General features: G+C 65.5%; 25 protein-coding genes and 1 pseudogene. 10 read left to right on the forward strand and 16 right to left on the reverse strand.

The features are described from left to right. The 4 genes from cbiG to cbiT are packed head-to-tail and all read right to left on the reverse strand — an operon-like array spanning position 1 to position 3,186. The gene (cbiG, locus tag E2484_RS15135; protein ID WP_137286023.1) at positions 1–972 is read right to left on the reverse strand and encodes a cobalt-precorrin 5A hydrolase; all 972 of its coding nucleotides are present in this window, start codon (positions 970–972) and stop codon (positions 1–3) included. Then, positions 972–1,844 carry a cobalt-precorrin-4/precorrin-4 C(11)-methyltransferase gene (locus E2484_RS15140; RefSeq protein ID WP_137286024.1) on the reverse strand — a complete coding sequence of 291 codons (873 nt, stop codon included), beginning with the start codon at positions 1,842–1,844 and terminating at the stop codon, positions 972–974. Before E2484_RS15140 ends, cbiG begins: the two co-directional genes overlap by 1 nt. Continuing rightward, positions 1,841–2,590 carry a cobalt-factor II C(20)-methyltransferase gene (locus tag E2484_RS15145; RefSeq protein ID WP_137286025.1) on the reverse strand — a complete coding sequence of 250 codons (750 nt, stop codon included), beginning with the start codon at positions 2,588–2,590 and terminating at the stop codon, positions 1,841–1,843. The genes E2484_RS15140 and E2484_RS15145 overlap by 4 nt, the downstream gene beginning before the upstream one ends. Next, a complete protein-coding gene (gene cbiT, locus E2484_RS15150) occupies positions 2,587–3,186 on the reverse strand; it encodes a precorrin-6Y C5,15-methyltransferase (decarboxylating) subunit CbiT (RefSeq protein ID WP_137286026.1) in 600 nt (199 codons plus the stop codon). The genes E2484_RS15145 and cbiT overlap by 4 nt, the downstream gene beginning before the upstream one ends. A gap of 149 nt (positions 3,187–3,335) precedes the next feature. On the opposite strand from cbiT, the gene E2484_RS15155 reads away from it, so the two are divergent. Continuing rightward, positions 3,336–4,148 (forward strand): DUF7839 domain-containing protein, encoded by an 813-nt coding sequence (locus tag E2484_RS15155; protein ID WP_137286027.1) that lies wholly within the window; start codon positions 3,336–3,338, stop codon positions 4,146–4,148. A gap of 339 nt (positions 4,149–4,487) precedes the next feature. Then, positions 4,488–7,055 carry a heavy metal translocating P-type ATPase gene (locus E2484_RS15160; protein ID WP_394347921.1) on the forward strand — a complete coding sequence of 856 codons (2,568 nt, stop codon included), beginning with the start codon at positions 4,488–4,490 and terminating at the stop codon, positions 7,053–7,055. A gap of 27 nt (positions 7,056–7,082) precedes the next feature. On the opposite strand, the gene E2484_RS15165 is transcribed toward E2484_RS15160, so the two are convergent. Continuing rightward, positions 7,083–8,357 (reverse strand): MFS transporter, encoded by a 1,275-nt coding sequence (locus E2484_RS15165; RefSeq protein WP_137286029.1) that lies wholly within the window; start codon positions 8,355–8,357, stop codon positions 7,083–7,085. Positions 8,358–8,557: 200 nt separating this feature from the next. Here E2484_RS15165 and E2484_RS25070 point away from each other — a divergent pair, with 200 nt between their 5' ends. Beyond that, positions 8,558–8,695, forward strand: coding sequence for a hypothetical protein (locus E2484_RS25070; protein ID WP_170977375.1), 138 nt, complete (start codon positions 8,558–8,560; stop codon positions 8,693–8,695). A gap of 88 nt (positions 8,696–8,783) precedes the next feature. On the opposite strand, the gene E2484_RS15170 is transcribed toward E2484_RS25070, so the two are convergent. Beyond that, a complete protein-coding gene (locus E2484_RS15170; RefSeq protein ID WP_137286030.1) occupies positions 8,784–9,731 on the reverse strand; it encodes a HoxN/HupN/NixA family nickel/cobalt transporter in 948 nt (315 codons plus the stop codon). Positions 9,732–9,952: 221 nt separating this feature from the next. Between E2484_RS15170 and E2484_RS15175 the strand changes: the two genes are divergently transcribed. Continuing rightward, positions 9,953–10,348 (forward strand): CopG family ribbon-helix-helix protein, encoded by a 396-nt coding sequence (locus E2484_RS15175; RefSeq protein ID WP_137286031.1) that lies wholly within the window; start codon positions 9,953–9,955, stop codon positions 10,346–10,348. Positions 10,349–10,569: 221 nt separating this feature from the next. Here E2484_RS15175 and E2484_RS15180 read toward each other — a convergent pair whose 3' ends face one another. From E2484_RS15180 to E2484_RS15195, 4 genes are read right to left on the reverse strand one after another with little or no spacing between them, the layout of a single operon-like run. Continuing rightward, positions 10,570–12,078, reverse strand: a complete 1,509-nt coding sequence (locus tag E2484_RS15180) for a DUF7519 family protein (protein ID WP_137286032.1) — start codon at positions 12,076–12,078, stop codon at positions 10,570–10,572. Beyond that, positions 12,075–13,613 carry a DUF58 domain-containing protein gene (locus E2484_RS15185; protein ID WP_321112661.1) on the reverse strand — a complete coding sequence of 513 codons (1,539 nt, stop codon included), beginning with the start codon at positions 13,611–13,613 and terminating at the stop codon, positions 12,075–12,077. Before E2484_RS15185 ends, E2484_RS15180 begins: the two co-directional genes overlap by 4 nt. Then, a complete protein-coding gene (locus tag E2484_RS15190; protein ID WP_137286033.1) occupies positions 13,610–14,299 on the reverse strand; it encodes a DUF7269 family protein in 690 nt (229 codons plus the stop codon). The genes E2484_RS15185 and E2484_RS15190 overlap by 4 nt, the downstream gene beginning before the upstream one ends. Further along, on the reverse strand, positions 14,296–15,366 hold the full coding sequence (locus E2484_RS15195; protein ID WP_137286034.1) for a DUF4129 domain-containing protein: 1,071 nt from the start codon (positions 15,364–15,366) through the stop codon (positions 14,296–14,298). The genes E2484_RS15190 and E2484_RS15195 overlap by 4 nt, the downstream gene beginning before the upstream one ends. Before the next feature lie 68 nt (positions 15,367–15,434). On the opposite strand from E2484_RS15195, the gene E2484_RS15200 reads away from it, so the two are divergent. Further along, positions 15,435–16,550, forward strand: coding sequence for a M48 family metalloprotease (locus E2484_RS15200; protein WP_137286035.1), 1,116 nt, complete (start codon positions 15,435–15,437; stop codon positions 16,548–16,550). 46 nt (positions 16,551–16,596) lie between these two features. On the opposite strand, the gene E2484_RS15205 is transcribed toward E2484_RS15200, so the two are convergent. Continuing rightward, positions 16,597–16,962 (reverse strand): HalOD1 output domain-containing protein, encoded by a 366-nt coding sequence (locus E2484_RS15205; RefSeq protein ID WP_137286036.1) that lies wholly within the window; start codon positions 16,960–16,962, stop codon positions 16,597–16,599. Positions 16,963–16,976: 14 nt separating this feature from the next. Next, complete coding sequence (locus E2484_RS15210; RefSeq protein WP_137286037.1) at positions 16,977–17,777, reverse strand: TrmB family transcriptional regulator; 801 nt, start codon at positions 17,775–17,777, stop codon at positions 16,977–16,979. Between the two features lie 547 nt (positions 17,778–18,324). Between E2484_RS15210 and E2484_RS15215 the strand changes: the two genes are divergently transcribed. Then, entirely contained in the window at positions 18,325–18,648 is a 324-nt protein-coding gene (locus E2484_RS15215) for a DUF7344 domain-containing protein (protein WP_137286038.1), read from the forward strand. A 596-nt stretch (positions 18,649–19,244) separates the two neighbouring features. Here E2484_RS15215 and E2484_RS15220 read toward each other — a convergent pair. Beyond that, positions 19,245–19,715: pseudogene (locus E2484_RS15220) on the reverse strand (halocyanin domain-containing protein); the annotation flags it as partial. A gap of 3 nt (positions 19,716–19,718) precedes the next feature. Beyond that, positions 19,719–20,858 (reverse strand): multicopper oxidase domain-containing protein, encoded by a 1,140-nt coding sequence (locus tag E2484_RS15225; RefSeq protein WP_137286040.1) that lies wholly within the window; start codon positions 20,856–20,858, stop codon positions 19,719–19,721. Between the two features lie 192 nt (positions 20,859–21,050). Between E2484_RS15225 and E2484_RS15230 the strand changes: the two genes are divergently transcribed. Both E2484_RS15230 and E2484_RS15235 read left to right on the forward strand, forming a co-directional pair. Then, the gene (locus E2484_RS15230) at positions 21,051–21,428 is read left to right on the forward strand and encodes a helix-turn-helix domain-containing protein (protein WP_137286041.1); all 378 of its coding nucleotides are present in this window, start codon (positions 21,051–21,053) and stop codon (positions 21,426–21,428) included. Next, positions 21,425–21,712, forward strand: coding sequence for a DUF7521 family protein (locus E2484_RS15235; RefSeq protein ID WP_137286042.1), 288 nt, complete (start codon positions 21,425–21,427; stop codon positions 21,710–21,712). The genes E2484_RS15230 and E2484_RS15235 overlap by 4 nt, the downstream gene beginning before the upstream one ends. A 129-nt stretch (positions 21,713–21,841) precedes the next feature. On the opposite strand, the gene E2484_RS15240 is transcribed toward E2484_RS15235, so the two are convergent. Continuing rightward, positions 21,842–22,081, reverse strand: a complete 240-nt coding sequence (locus tag E2484_RS15240) for a hypothetical protein (RefSeq protein ID WP_137286043.1) — start codon at positions 22,079–22,081, stop codon at positions 21,842–21,844. A gap of 289 nt (positions 22,082–22,370) precedes the next feature. Between E2484_RS15240 and E2484_RS15245 the strand changes: the two genes are divergently transcribed. After that, entirely contained in the window at positions 22,371–24,149 is a 1,779-nt protein-coding gene (locus E2484_RS15245; protein WP_137286044.1) for an ABC transporter substrate-binding protein, read from the forward strand. 631 nt (positions 24,150–24,780) lie between these two features. Continuing rightward, entirely contained in the window at positions 24,781–26,184 is a 1,404-nt protein-coding gene (locus E2484_RS15250; protein WP_137286045.1) for an NAD-dependent succinate-semialdehyde dehydrogenase, read from the forward strand. A 28-nt stretch (positions 26,185–26,212) separates the two neighbouring features. On the opposite strand, the gene E2484_RS15255 is transcribed toward E2484_RS15250, so the two are convergent. Then, the gene (locus E2484_RS15255) at positions 26,213–26,851 is read right to left on the reverse strand and encodes a halocyanin domain-containing protein (RefSeq protein ID WP_137286046.1); all 639 of its coding nucleotides are present in this window, start codon (positions 26,849–26,851) and stop codon (positions 26,213–26,215) included. Positions 26,852–26,904: the final 53 nt, after the last annotated feature.

Here is a 26,904-nt window from a genome sequence, read left to right on the forward strand (position 1 = left end):
CTATCGCCCCACCGCCACGGTCACGGCGTCGTCGTACCGGGTCTTCTCGGCTTCGAGTTCGTGGTCGCGCCCGGCCGCGATGGCCGACGCCTCGGCGATGCCGGGCCAGCCGATGAGTTCCTTGGACCTGGACGGGGTGGGTCCCTCGAACTCCTCCAGGGTCTCCTTCTCGAAGGCGACCACGCCGAGGTCCAACTCCTCGGCCGCCGCGAGCATCCCTTCTTCGTCGTCCTTCCGAGTGCCGGTGGCGACGAACTCCACGTCTTCGAGGTCGTAGTCGGTCTCCGCGAGGGCCTGCTTCCACGCCGCGAGAAACTGGTCTTTCGTCGCTCCGGAGACGCTTCCCGTCCCGAGGACGACGCCCTTCCCGTCGTCCTTATTGCGCTTGAGAACCGTCACGTCGTCTCCGACGAGGACCGCCTTCGGCCCGTCGAGACGCTCGACCGGGCCGAGCTCGTCGTCCAGCACCGCGAGGTTCGTGGCGACGGTCGAGTCGCCGTTGACGACGTGAGCGTCGAGGGCCTTCGCCTGCTTCTCGATGCCCTGCTCGTCGGCGGCCTCCGAGGCGGTAGTCATCGCCGGGACCGCGCCCATCGAGGCGAGGTCGTCGGCGACCTGATTCGCGCCGTGGTGGCCGCCCGTGATGGGGATGGCCCACGTCAGTTCCTCGTCCACGACGCAGATGGCGGGGTCGTCCCACTTGTCGTCGAGCAGGTGGGCGGTCTTTCGCATGGCGATACCGCTGGCCATCAGGCCGACGAAACAGTCGTACTCGCCCCAGTGTTCCTCGAACACGTCGCCGTGGTATTCGAGGACGTCGATGGTGTCGTACCGGTCGCCGATTCCCTCGACGATCTCCTCGGCGGTGCCGAGTTTCCGCTCGAAGCTGATGACGGCTATCTCTTCGGCCACTTCGCCGTCCGAATCGGGTGCTTTACAGCTACTGGTCGAACTGTCGTTGTCCGTACTCATCAGTCGTCTGCCTCCGTTTCGCTGTCGTTCGGTCCGCTGTTCGCCCAGTCGCCGTAGAGGTACGACCGCTCGTACCCCGCACCGGTGCCCGCCTGACCGATGATGACCATCGCGGAGGCCCGGTATCCGGCGTCTTCGAGTTTCTCGCCGATGGTTTCGACGGTGCCCTCGATAATCTCCTCGTCGGGCCACGAGGCGTGGTAGACCACCGTGACGGGCGTGTCGGGGTCGTGGCCCTCGTCCAGCAGGCGGTCCATCGTCTCGCCGACCGCGTGGGTGCCCAGATAGATGCAGGTCGTCACGTCGCCCATCTCCACGAACTCGCCGATGTGGTCCTCTTCGGGGTCCAGCGTCTTGCCCTGCGGTCGAGTGAAGGCGACGTGGTTCGCCGTCTCGTTGAGCGTGAGTTGGGTCCGAAGGGTCGCGCTCGCGGCGAACGCCGAGGTCACGCCCGGAACGAAGTACGTGGGCACGTCCGCGTGTTCTAAGGCGTCCATCTGTTCGAGGGCCGCGCCGTAGATTGCGGGGTCGCCGCTGTGCAGTCGGACCACGTTCCGGTCGTCCTCGTAGGCGTCGCGCATGAGGGGGACGAGTTCTTCGAGGTCCTTGCCGACCGAGTTGACGAGTTCGGCGTCGTCGCAGTACTCGTCGAGTAGTTCGCTGTTGACCAGCGACCCGGCGTGGACCACGAGGTCGGCGTCTTCGACGAGTTCCTTGCCCGTCACCGTCAGCAGTCCCGGGTCTCCCGGTCCCGCGCCGACGAAGGGGACTCCCTCCTGCACGTCGCCCGCGGTGTGTTCGTAGACGCGCTCGTCGCGCTCCCGGCGTCGAACCTCGCTCTGGGCGTCGATGGCGTCTTGGGGGTCGGTCACGCCGACCCCTCCTCGGTTTCCGCTGTCCGACCGTCGGCTTCCCCAGGGTCTGTATTGGTTTCTGCGTCGAACCCGGCGGTCGCGCGGTCCTTCTCGATGCCGCGCTTCTCGGCGTAGGCGAGGGTGTAGTAGTCGCGTTCGGCGACCTCCTCGGGGTCTCCGGTCACGACGGTCTCGCCCTGCTCCATGTAGAGGCGACGGCCGTAGGTCACGTCGTAGCCCGCGGCGTCGAGGCCCTCGTGGGTCGCGGGCGCGTCGGTCACCTTGAACAGGACCATCCGGTCCGGCCCGGACGGGGACGCGCCGCCGGAGGCTTCCTTCAGCGCGAGGCCGGCCCCGGCGTCGATTTCGACGCCCAGCGCGGTCGTGAACGCGGTGACCGCGCTCACCCCGGGGACGATTTCGAGTTCTACTTCGGGGTGGAAGGCGTCCATCGTCCGCCGGAGGTGGCCGAACGTCGAGTAGACGTTGGGGTCCCCGAGCGTGACGAACGCGACGTCGCCCTCCCGCGCTCTCGGAGCGACCTCACAGGCGGCCTCCTTCCACGCGGTCCGCAACTCCTCGGGGTCGCGGGTCATCGGGAAGTCGAGGTCGCCGATATTCGACTCGGGGACGTACTCGGTCGCCACCGACCGCGACAGGCGGCCGGGCGAGTACACCACGTCGGCCGATTCGAGGACGCGCTCGCCTCGGACCGTCACGAGGTCGGCCTCTCCCGGTCCGAGTCCGACGCCGTAGAGGGTCACGCTGACACCTCCTCGGTTTCGACTGCCGACTCGTCAGCGTCGGTCACCCCGTCTTCGCTCGTCTCGCCGACGAGCATGTAGACCGGATTCTGGGAGTCGAAGCTAGTCGCCCCGGCCAACTCGTAGCCGTGACTAACCTGAAACTGGACGACCTCCGAGAGCAGGTCTCGCTCCCTGAAGGCCTCGACCGCCGACCCCGCGACCTCCAGCCGAGAGACGTTCATTACGACTCTTCGGACGCCCGTTTCGACGGCGTGGTCGAGGACCGCCTCGTAGTTCCGGCTTCCGCCGATGAACAGCGCGTCGGCGTCTTCGGGGAGTCCCTCGGGTGCCTCGGTCTCGCGCAACTCCACTTCCGCAGTGGTGTCGTTGGCCCCGAGGTTCTCGCGGGCGACTTCGAGTCGTTCGGACTTCCGTTCGAGGGCAGTGACCCGTCCGGCACGTCGAGCCGCTTCGATGGTGACGGCACCCGTGCAGGCACCGACTTCGACGAAGTGGTCGCCGGCGTTCAGGTCGAGTTTGCCCAGTAACACGGCCCGAACCTCGGACTTGGTCGGACCGGCCTTCGCTTCTCGTGGGAGCGCTATCCTCGCCATTACTGGATACAACCTCGGGCGAGGACTAAAACAATTTTGGTTGTACTAGTAAAAGCCTGTTTTCATTAATCGGGCTTCGATAGCGCGAGACCGAAACTACGCCGGGATTAACGCAAAAATACTTGCAGTACGACCTCGAAGGGTCGGCCATGTCGGAGGGTCCGGACGGTGACGACGGAGCGAACGTGCTTCGTAGCAAACGAAACGCCACGCGATACCAGATTCTCGCCGAAATCGCGGAACGCCAACCCGCGGTAAGCCAGCGTGAAATCGCCGACGCCATCGGCGTCACCTCGCAGGCGGTCAGCGATTATCTCAGGGACCTCGTCGAACAGGAGTACGTCCGAAAGCACGGCCGAGGTCGGTACGAGGTCACGAAAGAGGGCGTCGATTGGCTCATGGGTCAGACCGACGAACTCCGGGAGTACGTCCAACACGTCTCGAAGGACGTCATCGGTGAAGTCGAGGTCGAAACCGCCATCGCCACGGCCGACGTGTCGGAGGGCGACACCGTGTCGCTCTCGATGCGGGACGGGACGCTGCACGCGACTCCCGGCCGGTCCGGGAGTACAACTGCAGTTGCGGTAACGGACGCGGCGGCAGGGGCCGACGTGGGCGTCACCGACTTCGAGGGCGTCCTCGACTACGACCTCGGGAAGGTGACTGCGATTTCGATTCCCGCGGTCCGCGACGGGGGAAGTGGCGCAGTCGAGTCGTCCGTCGTCGCCGACTGCGCCGACTCTCACGACTTGCTGGCGGTCGCGGGGACCGAGGCGCTGGCCGCGGCCCGGGACGCCGGACTCGACCCGGACGTTCGCTTCGGGACGACCGACGCGGTCCGGGAGGCGGCGGCGAAGGGCCTCGACGTACTCCTCCTCGCGGTTGCGACCGAACTGACGCCCCACACCGACGCCCTCCGAGAGCAGAACGTCCGGTACGAGGTCGTCGACGTGACCGAGTGAGGATTCGCTGGCTTGCACGATTCGTCTCTGGACGAATATCTACGTTCCGACGATACGTTCACGTGCTCTCCAAAGACGCATCTATGTTTCTTAGAGGTTGAAATACATTGCTAAAACAACGATATTGTATCGTATCCAAGGCGACACGGAGTCGGACGCGACACCCGACCGACGTCAGTTATTTAGAAACAAAAATTTCGCCCGCATTTGTCTAGGGTGTCGAAAGTAGAAACGGAAATCTACTACGATAGATAAGGGACAAACCGCATTAACGTGGGTCCCCTACGTTATATCAAGGAGGAAACTATGGCGCGAACCACACACCTCGCTATTCGAGGCATGAGTTGCGCAAACTGCTCGGGGACCGTCGAAGACGCCCTGAGCGAGTTGGACGGCGTAGAGTCGGCGAACGTCAACTTCGCCACCGACGAGGGGACCGTCGAGTACGACTCGGGCGAAGTCACGCTGGCCGAGATCTACGCGGCCATCGAGGAGGCGGGCTACGACCCCGTCTCCGAGGAGGTGTCCATCGGCATCTCCGACATGACATGTTCGAACTGCGCCGAGACCAACGAGGACGCCCTCGAAGCCCTGCCGGGCGTTATCTCCGCGGAGGTCAACTACGCCACCGACGAGGGCGTCGTGCGCTACAACCCCAACGACGTGGCCCGCGACGACCTCTACGAAGCCATCGAGGGCGCTGGCTACACGCCCGTCCGCGAGGACGGGGAGGCGGGTGACGCGGGCCAGTCCAGCACCGACCGCCGGGACGCCGCCCGACAGGCCGAGATTCGCCGACAGCTCCGACTCACGGTCTTCGGCGCGGTCCTCTCGGCCCCGCTCATCTTCTTCATGCTCGAACACTTCCTGTTCGACGACCTGCTCGGCGAGGCGCTGTTCGGCGTTCCGCTCGGGTGGGTCATGTTCGGGTTGGCGACCCCGGTCCAGTACTTCCTCGGCAAGGAGTTCTACGAGAACTCGTACAAGGCGGTCGTCAAGAACAAAACCGCGAACATGGACGTGTTGATCGCGCTGGGGTCTTCGACCGCGTACTTCTACAGCGTCGCGGTCCTGCTCGGCCTCATCGCCGGCAGTTACTACTTCGACACCGCCGCGCTCATCCTCGTGTTCATCACGCTGGGTAACTACCTCGAAGCCCGTTCGAAGGGCCAGGCCAGCGACGCGCTCCGAAAACTCCTCGAAATGGAGGCCGACACCGCGACGGTCGTTCGGGACGGCGAGGAGGAGGAAATCCCGGTCGAGGACGTGGAAGTCGGCGACCTGATGGTCGTCCGGCCCGGCGAGAAGATTCCGACCGACGGCGTCGTCCGCGAGGGCGAGAGCGCCGTGGACGAGTCGATGGTCACGGGCGAGTCGGTCCCCGTCGAGAAGCGCCCCGGCGACGAGGCGGTGGGCGCGACGGTCAACGAGAACGGCGTTCTCCGTGTGGAAGCCACCAAGGTCGGGTCCGAAACCGCGCTCCAGCAGATCGTCCAGATGGTCAAGGAGGCCCAGAGCCGCCAACCCGAGATTCAGCAGGTCGCCGACCGCATCTCGGCGTACTTCGTGCCCGCGGTCATCACCAACGCCCTCCTCTGGGGGACGCTCTGGTTCCTCTTCCCCGAAGCTCTCTCCGGATTCGTCCAGTCGCTTCCGCTCTGGGGACTGGTCGCGGGCGGCCCTGAAATCGCGGGGGGAACCGTCTCGGTGTTCGAGTTCGCGGTGGTCGTGTTCGCCTCCGCGGTCCTCATCGCCTGCCCCTGCGCGCTCGGACTGGCGACCCCGGCGGCGACGATGGTCGGCACCTCCATCGGCGCGCAGAACGGCGTCCTGTTCAAGGGCGGCGACGTCCTCGAACGGGTCCGCGACGTGGACACCGTGGTCTTCGACAAGACCGGTACCCTGACCGAGGGCGAGATGCGCCTGACCGACGTGGTGGCGCTCGGCCCGGCGGCGGACGGCGGGAGCGAGACTGTCGCAGACGGCGGAGCAGTCGAGTCCCCCGCGACAGAAATCGACGAGGAGTTCGTCCTCTCGGCCGCCGCGAGTGCGGAGAAGGGGAGCGAACACCCCCTCGCGCAGGCTATCGTCGAAGGCGCGCGGGAGCGCGGCCTCGAAGTCGAGGACCCCGAGAGCTTCGAGAACGTGCCCGGTCACGGCGTCGAGGCCACGACCAGCCACGGCGAAGTGCTGGTCGGCAACCGTAAGCTGATGGAGGACAACGGCATCGACGTCTCGCGCGCCGAGGAGACCATGGAGCGACTCGAACGCGAGGGCAAGACCGCGATGCTCGTGGCAGTCGATGGCCAGCTAGCGGGCGTCGTGGCGGACGCCGACACCGTCAAGGAGAGCGCAGCGGAGGCGGTCTCCGGACTCCACGAGACCGGCCGTGAGGTCATGATGATTACCGGCGACAACGAGCGCACGGCCCGCGCTGTCGCCGAGCAGGTCGGTATCGACCCCGAGAACGTCCGGGCCGAGGTCCTGCCCGAGGACAAGGCCGACGCCGTGGAGTCGATTCAGAACGAGGGCCGGAAAGCCATGATGGTCGGCGACGGCGTGAACGACGCGCCCGCGCTGGCCGCGGCCTACGTCGGCGCGGCAATCGGCTCCGGGACCGACGTGGCCATCGAGGCCGCCGACGTGACCCTGATGCGCGACGACCCGGCCGACGTGCTGAAGGCCATCCGCGTCTCGGAGGGGACGCTGGCGAAGATAAAGCAGAACCTCTTCTGGGCGCTGGGCTACAACACCGCGATGATTCCGCTGGCCTCGCTCGGCCTGCTCCAGCCCGTGCTGGCGGCCGGCGCGATGGCGTTCTCCAGCGTGAGCGTCCTGACGAACAGTCTGCTGTTCCGCAGGTACACGCCCGACCACGACTACGAACTGTTCGGCTTCCTGCGGTAACCGCCGACGACTTTCGTTTTTGTTTTCTCAGTCCGAGGCCACCGTTTCTGCTGGACTCGCCTCCGGTTTCCTTCTGACTGGCGGTCGCCACAGGTAGAGCGCGGACCCGCCCACGAGGAAGACTCCGCCGAGCGCAGCCACAGCGACCAGCGGCGAGAAGGCGTCGGCGACTATTCCGCTTCCGAGCGTCAGCGGAATCCGGAACACGGCGTACACCATCGAGACCGACGAGAGGACGGTCGCGCGCCCGACCGACTCGACGTGGTCGTTGAGGTACTGCCCGGCGATGGGTCGTAGAATCGACTGGGACCCTTTCAGCGCGAAGAACATCGGGAAGGCGAGTACGGGAGCGAACGCGGGAAGGACCAACAGCACGCAAGTCACCATCGGCACGACGAGTACCGCTTTCCGAATCCCGAACGCGGCTTCGAGGTCGCTCGCTCGGTCGCTGGCTACCGCCGAGACAGCCGTGAAAGCGGCGTAGAGGACGCCGAGCGATGCCGCTTCCGGAACTCCGACCGAGGACAACATCGACCCGACGTTCGATTCGAGGGCATCGACCGTAATCGGCTGGATGTACGCGGCGACGGGCATCGTGACGCCGACGAAGAGCGCCATGTACGCGACGAACGACCGGAGCGGCCGAGTAGCCAGCTTTTCGCGGACGATGGGCACGGCTTCGAGGACGGTGAGACTGTTGTCGTCGGTCTCGCCCTCGTCGGCGTACTGGGCGTTCTTCGGTAGCGAAAGCACGACGACGAACGTCAGCAATCGCGTTCCGAGTAGTGCGACGAAGGGGTAGAGCGGGTCGACGACGTAGAGCAGACTCCCGACTATCATCGTCGCGGCCATGACCCACTGGCCAACTGCACCGCCGCGCCCGCGGACGTGAGTGTACCGCTCTTCGTCGAGGCGCTCTACCAGGATGTCGTACAGCCACGCGTCGGCGCTCCCGGAGACGAACGTCATCCCGACCGAGAGGAGTCCGAACGCGACGACGAACGCGGGGAAACTCTCCCCGAGAATCATCCCGAGAGCCGAGACGGTGTACAGCACTTGTGCGACCAGCAGGCTGTTCCGGCGGCCGATGCGGTCGCCGACGTAACCGGTCGGCATCTCTCCGACGACGACGAGCGTCGATTGCACCGCGCCGATGGCTCCGATTTCGGCGTAACTCAGCCCGTTCGAGAGCAGATAGAGAACGTAGATGGGGTAGACGAACCCGGGATTGCCGATCGCTTTGTAGAGGTAATACTTCAGGACGACGCTCGGACTCGAGTTCGCGTTCGTGTCGTTCGACATCGGTATCACTCGGTGATTCTGCGCGGCATTGCGTCGTGAAACGGGACGCCCGCTCACCCCTAAAGTGTTGCCTGAACGATATTTATGTAGCCGTGCTCTCAGAAGCGAATTTCTGTAGAAATATTTACTACTTTGCGCGCGACGATTCCGTCCGACCCGAGACAGGAATATTGACTACCGCGGCGACCGAATAGCCGCGCATGACCCTCCTACCTCTCCACGCTGGTCACAGCGGACTGGAACCCGCTCCGATACTCGTCGGCTTGTTGGTCGGATTCGTCATCTGGAATCTGATCCGACTGGCCGCTCGCGCGAACACAAGCGGCCGCAACGGGTGACGGCGTCCGTACTCTCGGTTTCGTCGTTCTAGAGGAACGATATCCTTCACAACGTAAGAACGCCGGAAACATCTCCGATTCTCCCGGGTCAGAACAGCCCCGAAATGAACCCGAGACCCATGACGATCAACACCGCCGCCGAGAACGCCGGGAGGTAGTCGGTGTACCGTTCGACGCGTTCCTCGTACCGCTGGTAGCCCGCGATGAGCAGGAGCGTGAGCGTCACGATGCCGACCACGACGGTCAGCGCGTAGACGGTCATCAGCGAGAGGCAGTAGTCCGACCCGGCGCACATGGCTATGATCTCGAACTCCTCCTCGTGGGCGAATCCGAGGACGAACGCGAACCCGGCGATGCCCCAGAGACCGCGCTCCGCGGCCTCCTCGGCCGACCCGTGGCTGTGCCCGCCGACGAAGGGAACCGCCATCTTCAGTTTGCCGAGGAGGCCGCGGTCCGAATCGTGACCGTGGGGGTGGCCGTGCGACTGGCCGTGGCCGTGCGAATGGTCGGGGTCGTGTGAATGGCCGTGGTCGTATTCGTTCGAGGTCGCGTATTCGGGCGTATCACCGACGTAATACTGCTGGTCGTGGTCGTCGTGGTCGTGGTTGACGTGGCCGTGCGAGTGGTCGCGGTCGTGGCCGTGGTCGTGCGACTGGCCGTCGTGACTGTGCGAGTGGTCGTCGTGGGAGTGGCTGTGGCCGTTGACGTACTCTCGGACGCCGAGTAAGATCAGCAAGATACCGGCCACGACGCCGACTGGCCCACCGATTTGAACGCCGAGGAGTTCGATGGGTTCGTTGACCTGCGTGAGTTCGAAATACCGCTTGGCGAAGAAGAACGCGACCACCATGGCGATACTGCTGACGAGGTGACCTACCCCGAGGAGGAAACTCGCCGCGAAACCGTAGAGCCACTTGTTCGACTGGTCGAGGGCGTAACTGGCCGCGACGGGCCACCCGTGGCCCGGTTCGATGCCGTGGACCACGCCGAGCGCGACCGCGCCAGCGAACAGTCCGACTGCGTCACCCGGTATCATCTCTGTGAGTCGGTACAGAAACGCCACCTAAACAGGTTGTTATTACCGAATCGCGGTTCGCGTAATACTCTCGGGGTGGACTGCTCGACCGAGTGATTTCAGCCGGTAGCGGTTTCCGTACAGCGAGACGCCGCGGTCCAGCTAGCTTCGACTCGCCCACCCACGTCGTGCCGAGTCTCGAATCCGAAATATCCAACCAGTGGTACGGAGAACCTTCGGACATGCGAACGAGTCTCAACGTTCCCGACGACGTACTCGCGGCCTTCGACGAGACGTGGCAGGCCGAGGGTCTCGACTCTCGCTCTCGCGCCGTCCGGGAGGCCATGCGCGAGTACGTCGAGTCCCACGCCGACCTCGAAGCCGCCGAGGGCGAGGTGATGGCCGTCCTCGCCTACGACTACGAACACGACGCGGTGGTCCACGACCTCCACGCGATTCAACACGATTTCGGCGAGGTCATCACCGCGACCAATCACGTCCACCGCGGCGAGTGGTGTCTGGAGACAGCGTTCTGCGAGGGTCCGGCCGAGCAGGTCCGCCAGTTAGTGTATCGGTTGCGAGACTTCGACTCGGTGGCACGCGTGACGGTGATGGTTCTCGGAGCGGACCGGAACTGAGTGTAAGCCGCGGGCCTGCGGCCCGCGACCACCGGAATACGGTCCTGCTCGCTCGTTCGTGGTTGCACCGGTCGCATCGCGGCGCGGTGCGCCACGCACCGCTCGGGTGACAGGCCCCTCGGTCGGTCCGAATTCGGGTCCCGACATCGTTTCGACCCGTTTTAGAAATAAATACGACCGTACGAGTAATCTCTCTATTTCTAAAAGAAACGTATATATTGCTACTCTCGCTCGAACAGCACCGCGAAGCACACCACTGCGACCAGCAGGAGCGCGACGGCGAGTCTGGCCCGCCACGCGGGCGGCGACGACTCGACCGACCCCATGACGAACGCGGTCAGGCCCGCCAGCGCGACTCCGCCGGCGCCGACCACCAGCGTTCCGACCGCGTGGGCGGCCTCGCCGGCGCGCGTCTCGGCCTCCGGTCCGACCTGCGCGCCGAGTTCGACCGCGTTGGTTCCGAGGTCGTGGACCACCAGCGCCGCGGCGACTCCGGCGAACACCGCGAGCGCGGACCCGCCGTCCAACGCGACGACCAGCGACGCGACGACTAGCGCGCCGCCGGCCACCGCGAAACCGCTGGCCGAGTTGGTCGCGGCCCACGGTGCGACCGCCACCGCGAGGGCGCGCCGGGCGGCCGCGACAGCGAACAGCGTGGCCGCCATCGCTCCGGATACCGTCGCGGTCAGGCCGACCGACCCGACGGTGGCCGCCACGTCCAACCCCGAAGTCCCGCCGAGCGCGTCGGCGATCCCCGGAAACGCGGCAGCGAGTAGCGTCGCCACCGCAATCGTCACGAGACCGCCCGTGGCGTGGGCCACCGACCGCGGCGGGTCGCTCCCGGCCCACGCGACGAACAGGGACTGCAGGACCCGCGCGAGCAGGACGCCGACCAGTCCGGCGACGAGTACGGCGAGCGGGACGTGAAGTACGCCCGAGAGTAGTACCAACTCGATCACGTCGCCGAGGACCGACAGCAGTTCGAGGAATCCAGCGAACCACCGCGGCCCCCACGAGGTGAGCGCGAGGACGACTTGCAGGCCCAAGACCAGCCAGTAGGCCCGCGGTAGGTCCTCGACTCGAACGTCGAACCGGTCGAGCGTCGCGGCCCGGAGGTCCCGGTCCTCGGGGAGCCACCGGTCCAAGATTGGCACCGCCCAGTGGACCAACTCCGCGAGTAGCAGAATCTCGACCTGTAGCGTAATCAGTCGCGCGAGGGCGTTGGCCGAGGCGACGTCAACGAGACCACTGCCGACGAACTGGAACAGGGCGACGAACACGCCCGCGGAGATGCCCGCAGCGAGGACGCTCCCGACCGCGAGCACCGTCGCCGAGCGCCAAACTGCCCGGACGGCCGGGCGCTCGACCCGCGCGTCGAACGAGACGGTCGCGTCGATTGCGGCGGCCGCGACTGCCGCGCCGACCAGCAGGGCGACCGCCTGGCCGCCGAGGAGCGCCACGCCAGCGAACGCGGCCACCCCCGCGACGACGCCGACGCTGCCGACCGCCCGGCGCGCGTTCGTCGCCGACTGGGCGGCCCGGACGCCGAGCGCGGCCAGCACCGCCCCGAAGAGGCTCCCGAGGACGGGTCCGAGACTCCCGTCGGCGACCCCGAGCGCGAGTCCCGCGAGGAGCGCGACCAGCACCGCGACGGTCCCGCTGAACCTCGTCGCGCGTCGTTCCGGCACGCTCGCGGTCTCGCTTCCGAAGTCGGACTCGACTCGGCTCATCCGGACCACCTCGCGGTCGCTTTCGAGACCGCGGTCCGAATCGGCTCGTCGGGCGACCAGTCCACGACCCGAATCCCGCCGCCCCGAACGTCGGCGAGTCGCTGGTCGCGCTCGATTCCTTCTATCGCGCCGCCCGGGGTGCCACTCCCCGAGACCGCCGGACTCACGACCGTCACGGCGTGGCCGTAGGCCCGGAATCGCTCGGCCACGTCGACCGCGTAGTCGTCGGCCATCGGCGACAGGAAGACGACCTGCGCCGCGTCGGGCATCCGCTTGCGGAGCGTCTCGAACCGGGACTCGTGGGCGCGCTTCCGGCGCTTGGTGTCGAAGAAGCCCGCGCCGTAGTCCCTCGGCGGCGGGGTCGATTCGAGTTCGGCCCGGACGCGGGCGACCTGGTCGTCGCCGCCTCCGGGTTCGAGGTATCGCCCTTCCGGGCCGAACAGTGCCAGCCCCACCCGGTCGTTGCGCCGGACGAACGCCTCGACCAGTCGCTCGGCGGCGTACGCGCCGAGTTCCACCGCGTCGGGTTCTCCTTCTCGGCGCGCTACGTGGGCGGGCGTCCGGACGTCCACGACCATCATCACGGTCGCGGCCCGCGTCTCCCGGAAGTCCACCGTGGTCAGTTCCTGGGTCTTGGCGTACCGCTTCCAGTCGATTCGGCTCATCGGGTCGGCCGACTGGTACTCCCGGGTGGCGTAGAACTCCACGCCCTCGCCGCCGGAGTCGGTCGTGATGTGGCCCGGGTGTGACGAGGTGTCGGCCGGGAGCGGCACGTCGTCGGCGCGTGTCTCGCAGGTTATCGTCGCCGACTCGTCGATGTGCTCACCCTCATGCTTCACCTCGGCCTCGCACTCCAGTCGTCGCTCGACGCTTCCGCTGACGTTCCGGGCGACGAGGCTGGTCGACCCGAACTCGTGGGTGCCTCGCCGCGCTCTGACCGAGTAGGAGAACACGGCTCGCTCGCCGGGACGGAGGCTGGTGCAGTGACGCGGCGACCCCGAGACGACGCCGAGTCGCTCGGGCACCCCGTCAACGACTCGGAGGTCGGGAATCGGCTCGTCGCCCTCGTTTCGGAGGGTCAGCGTAATCTCCACGCTATCGCTCGGGAGCGGCGACCGGTCGGCAATCTCGCGTTCGACCGCGACCGAAACCTCCGGCGGTCGAGTGCCGTACCGGTAGGCCGCGAAGGCGAAGCCGACGACTCCGGCGAGGAATATCGTCGTGTTCTTCGTGAGGATGCCGCCTGCGCCCGCGAGCAGGGCGACGGTCGTGCCGGGGTCCCACCGCGGCCCGATTCGAATGGCGGGCGGCCGGTCGTCGTCTACTTGCCCGCCGTCTTCGGGTTCCGTAGCGTCGTCTTCGCCGCTTTTCTGGTTCCCGTCGCTTCCGTCGGTCGCACTTCCCTCGGTCGCGTCGAAGTCCGACGCCTCCGTTCTCCACAGGCCTCTCTTGGCTCCAGCGACTCGGAACGCCGCGAGGTAGACGGTCACGAGCAGACCCAACGTGACCAGGGGAGCGACGAGTCTGACGTTCATCGTCGGGCCACCTCGGTCTCCGTTCGGTCGCTCTCGCCGCGCTCGCTGGCTTCGACTTCCGCGACGGCGTGGGTCGCCCATCGATCGAAACGCTCGCCGCTGGCCCAGTCCCGGATGCGGGTCCGGAGCGGCGCGAGGTGTCGGCCGCCGAGGAAGGCGGCCGCTCGGGGGTCGTCGGTCCACGACCCCGCCGCGATTCCCTCGGCCGCGGTTTCGGGGTCTACGTGCTCGGCGTCGGCGACCACCGAAACCGCTGTCTCGCGGATTCGTCCCCGGGCGTTTCGGCGTCGGACGTCGACGTCGTCGGTCTCGCCGGGGTCCACGTCGAGCGCCGAATCGACCGCGCTTCCGGCGGTCCGGTGTTCGTCGTAGTAGGCCCGCTCGGGCGCTCTCGTCGGAGTCCAACGGTCGAGTCCGTCGGCGTTTCCGTCGCCGTTCGCGTCGGTCGCGCCGGTCGCAGTCTCGCGGAGCGCCCGCGCGCCCAGCAACCCCGCGACGACGCCGACGAGGAGGATCACCGCGGGCGAACCGACGAGTCCCGACAGCGGCCGGAACACCGCGGCCGGGAACAGCCACGGCAGGAAGGCCACGCCGACCGCGAGTGCCAACGACGACCCGCCGACGCCTGCCAGCGTTCGGGGCTGTCGAAGGCGTTCGGTCGCTCGGCCGAGCAGTCGCGCAATCACTCGTCGTCCCTCCAGTGGTCCCGAAGTCGGCCGAGCGCCGACCGGGCCGAGTCGGTTCGGTCGTCTCTCGGTAGGTCGCCGTATCTGACCTCGCGGAAGGCGTCGGTGAGTCGCCGGACCGCCTCGTCGGGATAGCCTCGCTCGGCCGCGCTCCGGGCGACTTCGCCGGGCGTCCGGGCGTCTCGGTTCCGGACCGGAACCCGGTCGCGCATGGCCTCCCACGCCTCCTCGACGGAGGGCGGCCCGGCGTCCTCGGTGTCGGCGGTCGCCCCCGACCGATTCCGTCGGTCGCGGTCGTCGCTCCCGCCGCGGCCGAGACTCGGCACGCCGACCCTTCCGAGACTGGAGGCGATGCCCGCTCCGGCACCGAGTCCGGCGAGGGCGCGCGGAATCGCGGTGACAGTCACGGCGAGTCCCTGTGCGCCGATTCGGAGGGCGTCGGCGGCCTCGCGTCCGGCGGCCCCGAGGAGGGTTCCGAAGCTACTCCCGACCTCTCGGGTCAGGCTTGCGGCGTCGTCGAGCAGTCGGGGGACCGACGCCGAGAGACCGACGACCACTGCCATCGTGCGTGTCGGGACGCTCGCGACCAGTTCGCCGATGGTGGTCCCTCCGACCTCGACGGTGAACGGGAGCGGTCCGGCGGCCTCGCCGAGTGCGAGCGCGCCGGTCCAGAAGCCGACGATGGCGAAGAACCCGAGGAGCGCGACCGGAACGACGACGATGGCGGCGAGCAGGTCGTCACCTCCGCCGGAGTCGGAGTCACTGGCGGCGGTCGTGGTCTCGCTCGTCGCGGTCGTCGTCGTCGATTCTGACGTTTCTTCGTCCCCACTATCGGTCGAATCGGAGTCGTCGCTGGTCGTGGCGGTCGTCGAAGTCGATTCGGCGGACGTTCGCAGGTCGGCGTCGGTGCCTCCGCCGTCGCCGGGAGGTGCGTCGGGACCGCCTCCACCGACTCCGACGCCAGCGGGTTGGCTCCCGAATCCGCTGGCGGGCAGGAGGGTGGCGGCGAGGGCGACGGCGAAGACGCAGAGGGCGGCGAGGGCGGCGCGGCGGCGTTCGTGTACCACGGACGAGAGGAAAGACTTCAGTCAAATATATCTTCCTCTCCGCCATAGCCCCACTCGGTCCGCCCTCCATGCCACGAGACTCCGCCTCGAACGACAGTCCGCCCGACGACGCCGACCTCACCCGCCGAATCGCGGCCACGCTGGCGCTGGTACTGGTCGCCGACGCGCTGTTCGTCGCGGTCGTCGCGTACCTCCTCAGGCCGTGGTTCCTGCCCATCGTCGGGGGGCAGGCCGAGGGACTGTCCGGCGTCGCGTGGGTCGCGCTCGTCGCGCCCGCGACGCTCGGGCTCGCGTGGGCACAACTTCGGTACACCCGCCGGGAGGCCCTCGCAACGGCCGACGCCCGTCCGGTCTCCGAGGACGCGTTTCCCGACCTCCACGCTCGGGTGCGCCGCCTCGCTCAGACCGCCGACGTTACCCCGCCGGCCCTCGCCGTCGCGGAGACCGATGTGCCCAACAGTTTCACGGTCGGCGACCTGCGTGGCGGGACCATCGTGGTCTCGTCCGGCCTGCTCGACGCGCTCTCGGAGGCGGAACTCGACGCGGTGCTGGCCCACGAACTCGCTCACCTCCGGAACCGCGACGCCGCGGTGATGACGCTGGCTACCTTCCTCCCGGCGCTGGCGAACGACGACTACTCGATGGTGGGGGACTCGGGCGGCCCCTCCCGGACGCTCGCGCTCGGCGTCGCGGCCGTCGTGGGGTACGCAGTCAGCACGTCGCTGGTGTCCGCGCCGCCGTTCAGCGCCGCGTCTCTCCTCGCGTTCGGCGGGTTCGCCGTCTTCTCGGCCCTGTTCGGCGGGGTCGCGCTCGGCCTGTTGGCGCTCCCGGTGGTCGCCCTGAGCGGCCGCCTCTCCAGGTACCGGGAGTTCGCGGCCGACCGCGCCGGAGCGTTGCTCGCGGGCGACCCCGCTGCGATGGCGTCGGCGCTGGAGACGCTGGACGGCGACGCGCCCGCCCGGCCGACCGTGGACGCGAGAGCGGGCGCTCGGTCGGATGGCACTCGGGCCGGCGGCGTCCGCGAACTCTGTTTCCTTCCCCACGGAATCGTCCGACGAGAAGAGTCGCCGGACGGCGACCCGCTCGCCGGCCTGCCGGTGGCGGAGGCGACGCATCCGCCGACCGCGGAGCGAGTCGCTCGGTTGCGGGACCTCGCGGCGGAAGGGCCGGAGAGCTACCGGTAGGTGGACGGGACCGTCGACCCGTCTGTCGTGGACTTCTCGGTCGGCGTCAGTCGGCGTCCACCGTGTCGTCTCTTCGGTCGGCATCGAAATCGTCGCCCTCGGAATTGCCGTCCAGTGGTCGTATCGTAAGCAGACCGTCGCTGAAAACAGTAATGCGGTGATTCCGGTGGTTGAACGACATCCGGCCGCTTCTGTCGGCGAGTCCGCCAGCCATCGGGCGAAAGAGGTCGTCTAGCGCCTCCAGGTCGAGAACCTCGTACGTGGGGTCGAGTTTGGCCATCGCCGTTCCCGTAATCTGTTCCATCGCAGTCGGAATGGCGACGCTCGGGGGCGTGGCGGCGTCGTAGGTGGCCTCGTAGAGATCCGCTTCGGCGTCGTACTCTACCCTCGCAGAGTCGGTGTTCGAATACATCGTGACAGTTCGAGTTATTTACCGGGGTCCTGTCTCGAGAGCAGTCCGGTAGACATCAGTCGTCGCGTGATGACGACGAGTCCGTTCTCGAACCCGCGGCCGAAAATCGCCCGTTCGGTCTGGCCGCTCGCGTCTATCGAACTCAGTAGAATCGTACTCCGGTCGGCCAACAGCATCCGGCCGATAGCTATCTCGTCGTCGCCGCCGCCGTGTAGCCAGTCGAGTTCCGACACGAACACCTCCGCGTCGGGGACGGACTCCCGAAGTTCGTCGTACAGTTCCGGCATCGCCGTCCCGACAAGGACGTCGACGCCCTTCGCCGTGGCTTCGTTGAGTCTCTCGATCAGGCTGTCGGTGACGATGGAGGGGGAACTCACGACGAAGATAATCTCGCTCTCGGCGTCTTCGAGGAGTTGTAGCGTCCGACTCGTGATTCCCTCGGTGCCCGACAGCGACCAGACCTCGTGTGTCACCTTGCTGTCGGTCTCGCTCGCCGGTTCGATGTCGTCTAAGGCCTCCTGGAGTTCGTCGACGCGCGTTTCGTACTGCCGCCGGAGGGTCTGAGTTGCTTCGTCGAGCGGTACTGACCGATACTGTCGCGGGTTCGTGTGTTGGATCTCGACGAGTCCCTGCGCTTCCAACACCCGAATCGCGTCGTAGACCCTCGTCCGGGGAACGTCCGCAATATCGCTTATCTCTTTGGCTGTCGCCGTCTCCTTCCGCGTCAGGGCGACGAAACACTTCGCCTCGTACTCTTTCAGGCCGAGTTGCTGGAGTAATCCAGCGGCCTGTTCTTGTTTGTCGGTATCGACCATGGTGTCCCAACCACCACCGGGGAATCCCCGGAGATACAGATATTTGGTCGGCCTATCCTTTAGTCATTGTCGTGTCGTACTGCGTCTGTGCGGAAACGGGTACGCACCGTCGCTCGCCAACTGGAAAACGGTCGATAGAAATGTGATAACGCGTCGCTGAATATAGTTCACTCACTTAATCACACAAACTACATACGGCCGGGTATCGAACGTAAGAGTGGCACGCATTCAGTAGTGTCCCAACCACTTACCGACTGCGTGCCGGTCCCTGCCACTCTGTGGCAGGGTTGAAACGGGACCGTACTTTCTTATCGGCAGTCGACTAGCGTCTGAAAATGGGTTCTGAAAGGAATACCGAACCGACTGCTCTTTCCGTTTGTGATTAATCGGGTGAACGCCGTCCCCAATCGTCTCACGCCCCTTCACCGTGGTGTAGTAAACCGAGCACGCTCGGTGTGGTACCAGTGACGATACGAGATAACAGCGGGCTAATACGTTCTTCGTACGAATACACCGCATAGATGCTCTATATTACAGGAGTGAGACAATGAACGAGGACCCGGACCAGATCGACCGCGTACTGGACCTTCTAGCGAGTAAGGAACGTCGGAAGGTAATCGAGTACTTCGACGAGAACGCGGCCGATACGGCGACGGTAGAGGTACTGAGTGCCCAACTCGGACGAGTGAAGGTCGAGTCGGGCGGAACCGACCAGTCCTCGACGGACGTAGCCAAGCGCCAACTCCACCACGTCCACCTCCCGAAACTGGAGGAGTACGGCGTCGTGGAGTACGACCCGCGGGCGGGTCAGATTCGGTATCGTCCGGACGAACAGGTCGAATCCATCTCGGCGTTCCTCGACGAGGTGTGATCCGACCATGGAAGTACTACTCGCCACGGAGGCCCGAGAGACGGCGTCCGGACAGTATCACTTCCCGTCCGGGGAGAACGACAACAGTTTGTGCGGAGTCATAGATTCGACTAGGCCGTTCGCGTCCGACGTGTATCGCGTCGTCCCGCGAGAACGGGCGGAAGAACGGAGTTCGAGGTGTGCGGACGGTGCGACGCGATCGCCGATACGGGACGAAACTCTGGAATCTCGGAGACGGACTGGCCGTAACTGGTGGCTCACCGGAGAAACATATCTACTAGCTAAGGAAATGGATATCGTCGTTTAAGAAACATACGTATTGCTCTACTGGCGTTCGACCAGTTCCGGCTCGCCGTACGTGGCCGTCCGCGTCGCCGTACGTGACCGTCCGAGACGGCGACGCGGCCAGTCGAGTCTCCGAGTGCCTGCGTAACGACCGAAGAAGAGCGACAGAACGGCGAGTTAGATTACCGGTCGGGCCCGTCCGGGTCGCGCTTGAACAGGACCAGGGCGAACGCGATGGGCGAGAGCAGGCCGAGCAGGATGCTTCCGCCGATTGCGTACTGGTTGGCCGACAGTGAGATGCCGCCGCCGTGGTCGGACTCACCGCCGGACGTACCGACTTCTGCGTCGCCGACCACGAGCGCGCCCTTCATACCCATGGGCTTGTGCGGCGTGCAGGCGTACTTGACGACGCCGTTCTCCTCGAACGTCTGCTCGAAGGTGTGGCCCTGTTCGCCGACCATCTCGCTCTCGAACGAACCGTCTTCGGCCGCCACGTTGTGACTGCCGCCCTCGCCGGTCCACTCCCAGACCACCGTGGTGCCGGGGTCCACCCGGACCGCGGCCGGGCCGAACGCGAACGCGCCGTTGTTGCCCTTCGCGCCCACCTCGATAGTGACTTCGGGTTGGCCGGTCTCGTCGACCACGCCGTCGTAGTTCGACACGCCGTCGAACCACGCCGAGAGGTCGGTCTCGGCGGCGGCGGGACCGGAGAGTCCGGCCGCAGCGGCCGACGCCGCGGCGGCACCTTTCATCGCGTCGCGTCGCGTGCATCGTCGCGTCATAGTTTAGCCTTCGTATCCGGCATACTCCATGAGTTGCTTGAAGATGTCGGTATCCATCGCGTCCTCGTAGACGAGTCCGCCGAGCATCCCGCCGGGGTACGACCGGCCGTTCATGACGTGGTTGACCTTGTGGCAGTGCATCAGGTAGATTCCGGGGTCGGCGTCGGCCTCGAACTCGATGGTGTGGCGCTCGGCGGGCGCGATGTTGGTCACGTCCTCGTCGTGGCGCGCGGCCTCCGGAATCGTGCCGCCGTCCTTCTCCACTACCTGGAACCGGTGGTTGTGGATGTGCATCGGGTGGGACATGTAGCCGCCGTTGACCAGATGCAGTCGGACCGTCTCGCCCTGTTTGACGATGATGGGCGACCCGTCCTCGGGGTGGAGCGTCCGCGGCGCGCTCTTGCCGTTAATGGTGAACACGTCCGGATGTCGCTCTCGGGGGTTGTAGTTCACGTTCTCGCCGGCCATCTGTCGGGGGAGCCGCGAGTCCCAGTCCTTGAACGTCAGGAAGTGTTCCTTGTCGGCTTCCTCGTACCCCTTCGGGTCCACGCGGAAGATGCCGTACATCCCCATGTCGATGTGTCGCTGGGTCTGGAAGTGGCAGTGGTAGACGTGGGTTCCGGGGACGTTGGCCGGGATGTCGTAGGTGTGTTTCTCGCCGGGTTCTATCGTGATGCCCGTCGTCGTCGGCACGCCGTCGTTCTTCCAGGTCTTCCGGACGCCGTGGAAGTGGACCGTGTGCGCGCGCATACCGTCCGTGTTGTCGAACGTGACCTCCATGTCCTCGCCTTCGGTCGTCCGGAGGATGGGACCGGGGACGCTCGGGTCGCGGTCGTCGGCCTGGAACGCCCAGACCTGCGGGAGTTCGACTGGGCCACCCATCGTGTCGAGCGGGTGGACTTCGTGCTTGGCTGGCGTCGAACTGAGGGTGACTTTACCGCCCTGTTCGTCGACGTTCACTACTTCCGGGGGACTCGTCGTCGGGAGAGAGCTCTGAGATTCCATCGCTTGCTGTTGGGTCGTCGGCTGGTTCTGACTGCTCGGGGCCGTACATCCGGCGGTGGCGGCCAGACCGCCAGCGCCGGTCGCTTTCAGAAAGTCGCGTCGGGACGGTCCGTTTCCGGGGGCTCCGATATCGCTCATTGGTACAGTTCCAGCTAAGAAGGGCTACTTAAAGAGCGCCGACGCTGATTCCCACTGGCTGGGACACGATCTGAACATGTTCGGTATGGGGTGAGTTCTCTCGTCACGATAGTTCGAGGGAATGGTCTCCCACGGCCGAGTCTGTCGCTGAGTCGAACGAATTATGTGTTCCCTTTCGAAACGTCGGACTAGATGGTTCGAGACCCGGCGGGCGTCGAGGAAACGCCCGACTTACAGGCCGTCCTCAACGCACTCGACGACCCGGACTGCCGGGCCATCGTCAAGCAACTCGACGAACCCATGACGGCGAGCGAGATCTCGGACGCGGCGGACATCCCGCTCTCGACGGTCTATCGAAAACTCGACGCGCTGAGCGAGGCATCGCTGCTCTCGGAACTGACCGAGGTCCGAAGCGACGGCCACCACACGACTCGCTACGACCTCGACTTCGAGGAAGTGTCGCTCTCGGTGACGAAGGACCAGGAACTCGACGTGACCGTCTCACGACCGTCTCGCAGTGCCGAGGAACAACTCGCGGACATGTGGTCGGAGGTGCGAAAAGAGACATGAATTCGGACTTAGCCAGCGTCACGTCGCTCGTAATCGCGCTCAAGACTATCACGCTCACGCTCGGCGGACTCATCACCTTCTTCGCGTACAAGGCCTACCGCCGAACCGATTCGCTCGCGCTCCGGGCGCTCGCGGTCGGATTCGGCATCGTCACGCTCGGAGCGTTTCTGGCGGGCATCGCCGACCAGGTGGTGGGCGTGAATCGAACGACCGTCCTCGTCATCGAGAGTACGCTGACCGCGGCCGGATTCGGCGTCATCACCTATTCGGTGTACGTGGAATAGCGTCGTCTCACTCGCCCATCACCTCGCCCCGGACTCCCGGAAGAAGAGATAGACGACGAGTCCGAGAAACAGGACGCTAATCGCTCCCGTCACGATGCCGATTTGTCGGTACTCCGTCCCACCCAACAATCAGAGGACGCCCAGCGTACCGACGTACACCGCCGCGAGCAGGTAGAGTATCGCGCGCCAGTACCCGGTGAAGAAAAACAACACTCCTACGAGGAACAGGCCCCCGACGACGAGGAACTGCGGTTCGTCGGCCGTGACGCCGAGGTAGACGTGAATTCCAGCGAGGCCGACCGCTAGCAGCGCGACGAGCCAGTCGTACATCGTCTCGCGCTCGCCGTGTCTCGTACGTCCGAGGCTCATGGAGGTACTACGTTAGCTTCGATGGAATGTCTGTTTTCCCCGGTACGCATCCGCAGTCCGCACTCCGCCTCGTACTCGTCGGCTGACGGACGATTTCCGTTCGGCGACGGACGACTCTCGTCGTGGCGGTGTTTGTTCACTCCGAACCCGATTTCGGTTATCTCGGATGACGTGTTCTATTTGAGGTGTTACGGAGAAACACGCGACAGAGGCTTTCTTTTTACTAAACACACCTTATCGCATTATTAATAATTAAATACATATGGCATAGCGTGGTCCTTCTATTTGCATGTCCGAGAAATCCAACATGTCTCGTCGGTCGTTCCTGAAAGCGACCGGTGGGACGGCATCGGCTGTCGCGATTACGGGTACTGCGGCCGGACAAGAGACGACTACCGCTCAGCAGGAGGGGGGCAAAGGAGGCACGCTGAACCTCATCAACGCCACGATGAGCACGCTCGACCCCATCAAGGCGACTGACACCGCTTCCGGGGTCGTCATTCAGCAGATATTCGATGCTCTGATGAACTATCCGGACGGAGAAATCGAGGTCGAAAACCTCCTCGCGGAGAGTTTCGAGACCTCCGATGACTTCACGACGTACACGTTCAACATCAAGCAGGGCGCGCAGTATCACGGCGACTTCGGCGAAGTCACTGCGCAGGACTTCGTCTACTCGTGGGAGCGCCTCGCCGCCTCCGACGAGTCTCGGCGGGCGTACTTCATCCTGTCGTCGATTGGCATCCAGCACGAGACCGACGACGAAGGGAACTATCAACCGGGGACGCTGGCGGTCGAGGCGGTAGACGACTACACCCTCCGAATGACGCTCGAAGAACCGTTCCACGCCACGCTCCCGATGCTGGCGTACACGTCTTTCGCGGCGCTTCCGGAGGGAATCCTCGGCGACATCGAGGGGTACGACGGTGAGATGGAGTACGAGGAATTCGCCACCTCGAACCCCATCGGCGCCGGTCCGTTCCAGTTCGAGACGTGGCAGTCCAACGACGAGGCGGAGGTCTCGCGGTTCGACGACTACCACGGCGAGACTCCTCAACTGGACGCGGTCAATTGGCGCATCATCGAGGACGACAACGCCCGGTACACCTACGCGATGAACCGGAACGCAGACTACTTCCCGATTCCGACGCCGTTCTACGACCCGAACAAGGTCAGCGTCGAGAACACCGACGATCTCGGGCGGGATGTCGGTACCTACGGCCCGGTTCGGAACGGCGAGACGCTGAACTACCTCGGCGTGGCGACCATCAACGCGTTCTACATCGGGTTCAACACGGCGCAAGTCGAGAAACCCGCGCGGGTGGCCGCGGCCTACGCGATGAACCAACAGCAGGTCATCGAGCAGATATTCAAGGGGCGCGGGGAGGCCGCGTACCACTTCACGCCGCCGAACATCTACCCCGGCGGTCCGGACGCGTACGACCAGCACGCACAGCAGAATTACCCGTACGGCTACAACGAGACCCAACTTCAACAGGCCCGACAGGTGATGGAAGAGGCTGGATACGGCCCGAACAATCAGTACCAGTTCACCTTCACCATCTACGAGGGCTCCGACACGTGGCAACAGACGGGCCAACTCCTGCGCGACCAGTTGGCCAGTGCTCACATCCAGATGAACATCGAGACTGCACCGTTCTCGACCCTGCTCCAGCGCGGACGCGAGGGGAACCTTCAGGCGTACTCGCTCGGGTGGATCATGGACTGGCCCGCCCCGGACAACTTCCTGCAACTGCTCAACCCGCCGCAGACCGACACGTCGCAGGACGCGCCCATCTCGTACGTCAACTGGTCGGGCACCGAGGCGGCCCAGCAGGCGACCAGCGCCTACGAGCAGATTCAGGACAACCCCGCGCCGACCGACGAGGCCGAGCAGGCTCGCAACGAGTCCTACGTCCAGATAGAGGAGGCCAACTGGGAGGACGTGGTGTTCCTCCCGGTCTACCACCGGACCGACGAGCGGTTCTGGTACGACAACGTGGATATCGAGAAGTTCGGCGGTGCAGGCACCAGTCGCCAGATGTACGACACGACCGAAATGGAATGAGCTAATTCGGCGGCCTCTCTTTTCCGGGAGTAGCGGAGGTCCTCGAAGGCGGCACCAGGTAATCCGGGAGTGATTGCTCCCGGTTGCGACGATGGTATGGTCGGTGTCAGATGCACACAGCGGCTGGCCGAAGACCAGCGTGCCCACCGTCGGACTCGACTATCTTTATCTCACCTACCGACGGTTTCACTCAGGCTGAGCGTAACGTTATAAATGTCTGTCGGGTATTTTTCCGAGAGCGCCCGCGTAGTTTCTTGCGAGAGCGGTGAACAACGTCGGCTATGCGCGGTTGGGAGGCGTGAGGTCCTCGCGGTACTGTGCAGTGCGGTGCCGTCATTCGTTGACTCGAGGAGCAGCTAGCGTTCCCGATGCTATCCCTCGCTCCCGATGTCGTCCCTCGTTCCGGAAACCTCGACACCGCGATTTTCGTCGCGTGGATTGGTCTGACGTGGGGTCGACCGTGACGGTGAGAACACCGTGTGCGGAGAATCGATTCGAGACCGTGACGCGAACTCGGAAATACGTACAATCGTCATACGCATACTCTCAACTGTTAAGCAAATGCGTATTTATGCGAACTCCGCCGACTCGCCCGAAGCTACAACCCGCTGGGCGACGTACTTCGGACGACATGGACCGCACGAATCCCGCGACCGGCGAGTCGCTCGAACCGGTACCGGACGACTCCGACGAAGAGGTGGACGCCGCGCTCGACGCGGCGACCGAGACCTTCGCGGAGTGGAAGGACGTACCCATCCGGAAGCGCCAGCAACTCCTGGCGAACGCCGGGGACGTACTCCGGGAGAACAAGCAGGAGTACGCCGAGTTGATGACCCGAGAGATGGGCAAACCCGTCGATTCGGCCGTCTCGGAGGTCGAGAAGTGCGCGTGGGTCTGCGACTACTACGCCGAGAACGCGGCCGAACACCTCCAGACCGAGCGCCGTCCCGGACCCTCCCACGCCGAGACCTACGTCTCCTACGAACCGCTCGGACCGATTCTGGCGGTCATGCCGTGGAACTTCCCGTTCTGGCAGGTCTTTCGGTTCGCCGCGCCGCACCTCACCGCGGGCAACGTCGGCCTGCTGAAGCACGCCTCGAACGTGCCGGGGTGTGCGCAGGCGATTCAGGAGGTCTTCGAGGAGGCGGGCTATCCGGAGGGGGTCTTCCAGTCTCTCGTTATTCACTCCGACGAGGCCGAGGGGGTCATCGAAGACGACCGCGTGGTGGCGGTCACGCTCACCGGGAGCGCACGTGCGGGTCGCTCCGTGGCGGAGACCGCGGGCCAGAACCTGAAGAAGTCGGTCCTCGAACTCGGCGGGTCGGACCCCTTCGTCGTACTGGACGACGCCGACTTGGAGGCCGCCGCCCGGACCGGCGCGCAGGCACGGACCCTCAACGCCGGGCAGTCGTGCATCGCGGCCAAGCGGTTCGTCGTCCACACCGACGTCTACGACGAGTTCCTCGACGAGTTCGTCTCGGAGATGGACGACCTGACCGTGGGCGATCCGACCGACGAGAACACCGACCTCGGTCCGCAGGCCCGCGAGGACTTGATGGAGAGCCTCCACGAGCAAGTTCAGCAGACCGTCGAGGAGGGCGCGACCCTCGAACTCGGCGGCGAACCGCTCGACCGCGACGGGTTCTACTACCCGCCGACTGTCCTGACCGACGTGCCCCGCGACTCGGTGGCCGCCTGCGAGGAGGTGTTCGGCCCCGCCGCCGCAGTCTTCGAAGTCGAGAGCGAAGCGGAAGCAATCGAAGTCGCAAACGACGTTCACCTCGGACTGGGCGCGTCGGTCTGGACGCAGGACCTCGACAGGGGCCGGAAGGTGGCCCATCGAATCGACGCGGGCATGACCTTCGTCAACGAACTCGTCAAGTCCGACCCCAGAGTCCCCTTCGGCGGCGTGAAGGACTCGGGCTACGGCCGGGAACTGGCCGAACACGGCATCGAGGAGTTCGTGAACAAGAAGACGATGTGGGTCCAAGAGGCCGACGCGAGCGACGAAGACGTGGACGTGACGATAGAGTAGCGACGAGAGTTGGAACGAGTCGCCCGCGCTACTTCGACTTCTTTCGGCGACTCCGCATGTCGGCGAGCGGAAGGCCGAGCAGGCCGACGAGCAGTGCCCCGCCGAACCCGACCGTGAGGGTGTCACCGAGGCTCGACCCGCCGGAGCTACTGGAGTCGCCGGAGCCACTGGAACCGGACGCGGCGGCCGACGCCGCGTCAGACCCGACCACGACTGCACCCTTCATGCCCATGGGCTTGTGCGGCGTACAGGCGTACTTGACGACGCCGTTCTCCTCGAACGTCTGCTCGAAGGTGTGGCCCTGTTCGCCGACCATCTCGCTCTCGAACGAACCGTTTTCGGCCGCCACGTTGTGACTGCCGCCCTCGCCGGTCCACTCCCAGACCACCGTGGTGCCGGGGTCCACCCGGACCGCGGCCGGGCCGAACGCGAACGCGCCGTTGTTGCCCTTCGCGCCCACCTCGATAGTGACTTCGGGTTGGCCGGTCTCGTCGACCACGCCGTCGTAGTTCGACACGCCGTCGAACCACCCATCGAAGGCCGACTGGGCCGCCGCGGGCGCGCTCGCACTTGCACCTGCGACCGCGATGGTCGCGGCCCCCGCCGCGCCCTTCAGGAAGGTTCGTCGGTCCATAGCGCCGCCCGAGTTGCTGGTGTCTGCGTTCATCGTGATTGGACCTTCCGCCCAGGGGGCAATATAAACCCCCTCCGATTCTCGGG

Origin of the sequence: Halorussus salinisoli (genome assembly GCA_005239435.1) — an archaeon.
GTDB lineage: Archaea > Halobacteriota > Halobacteria > Halobacteriales > Haladaptataceae > Halorussus > Halorussus salinisoli.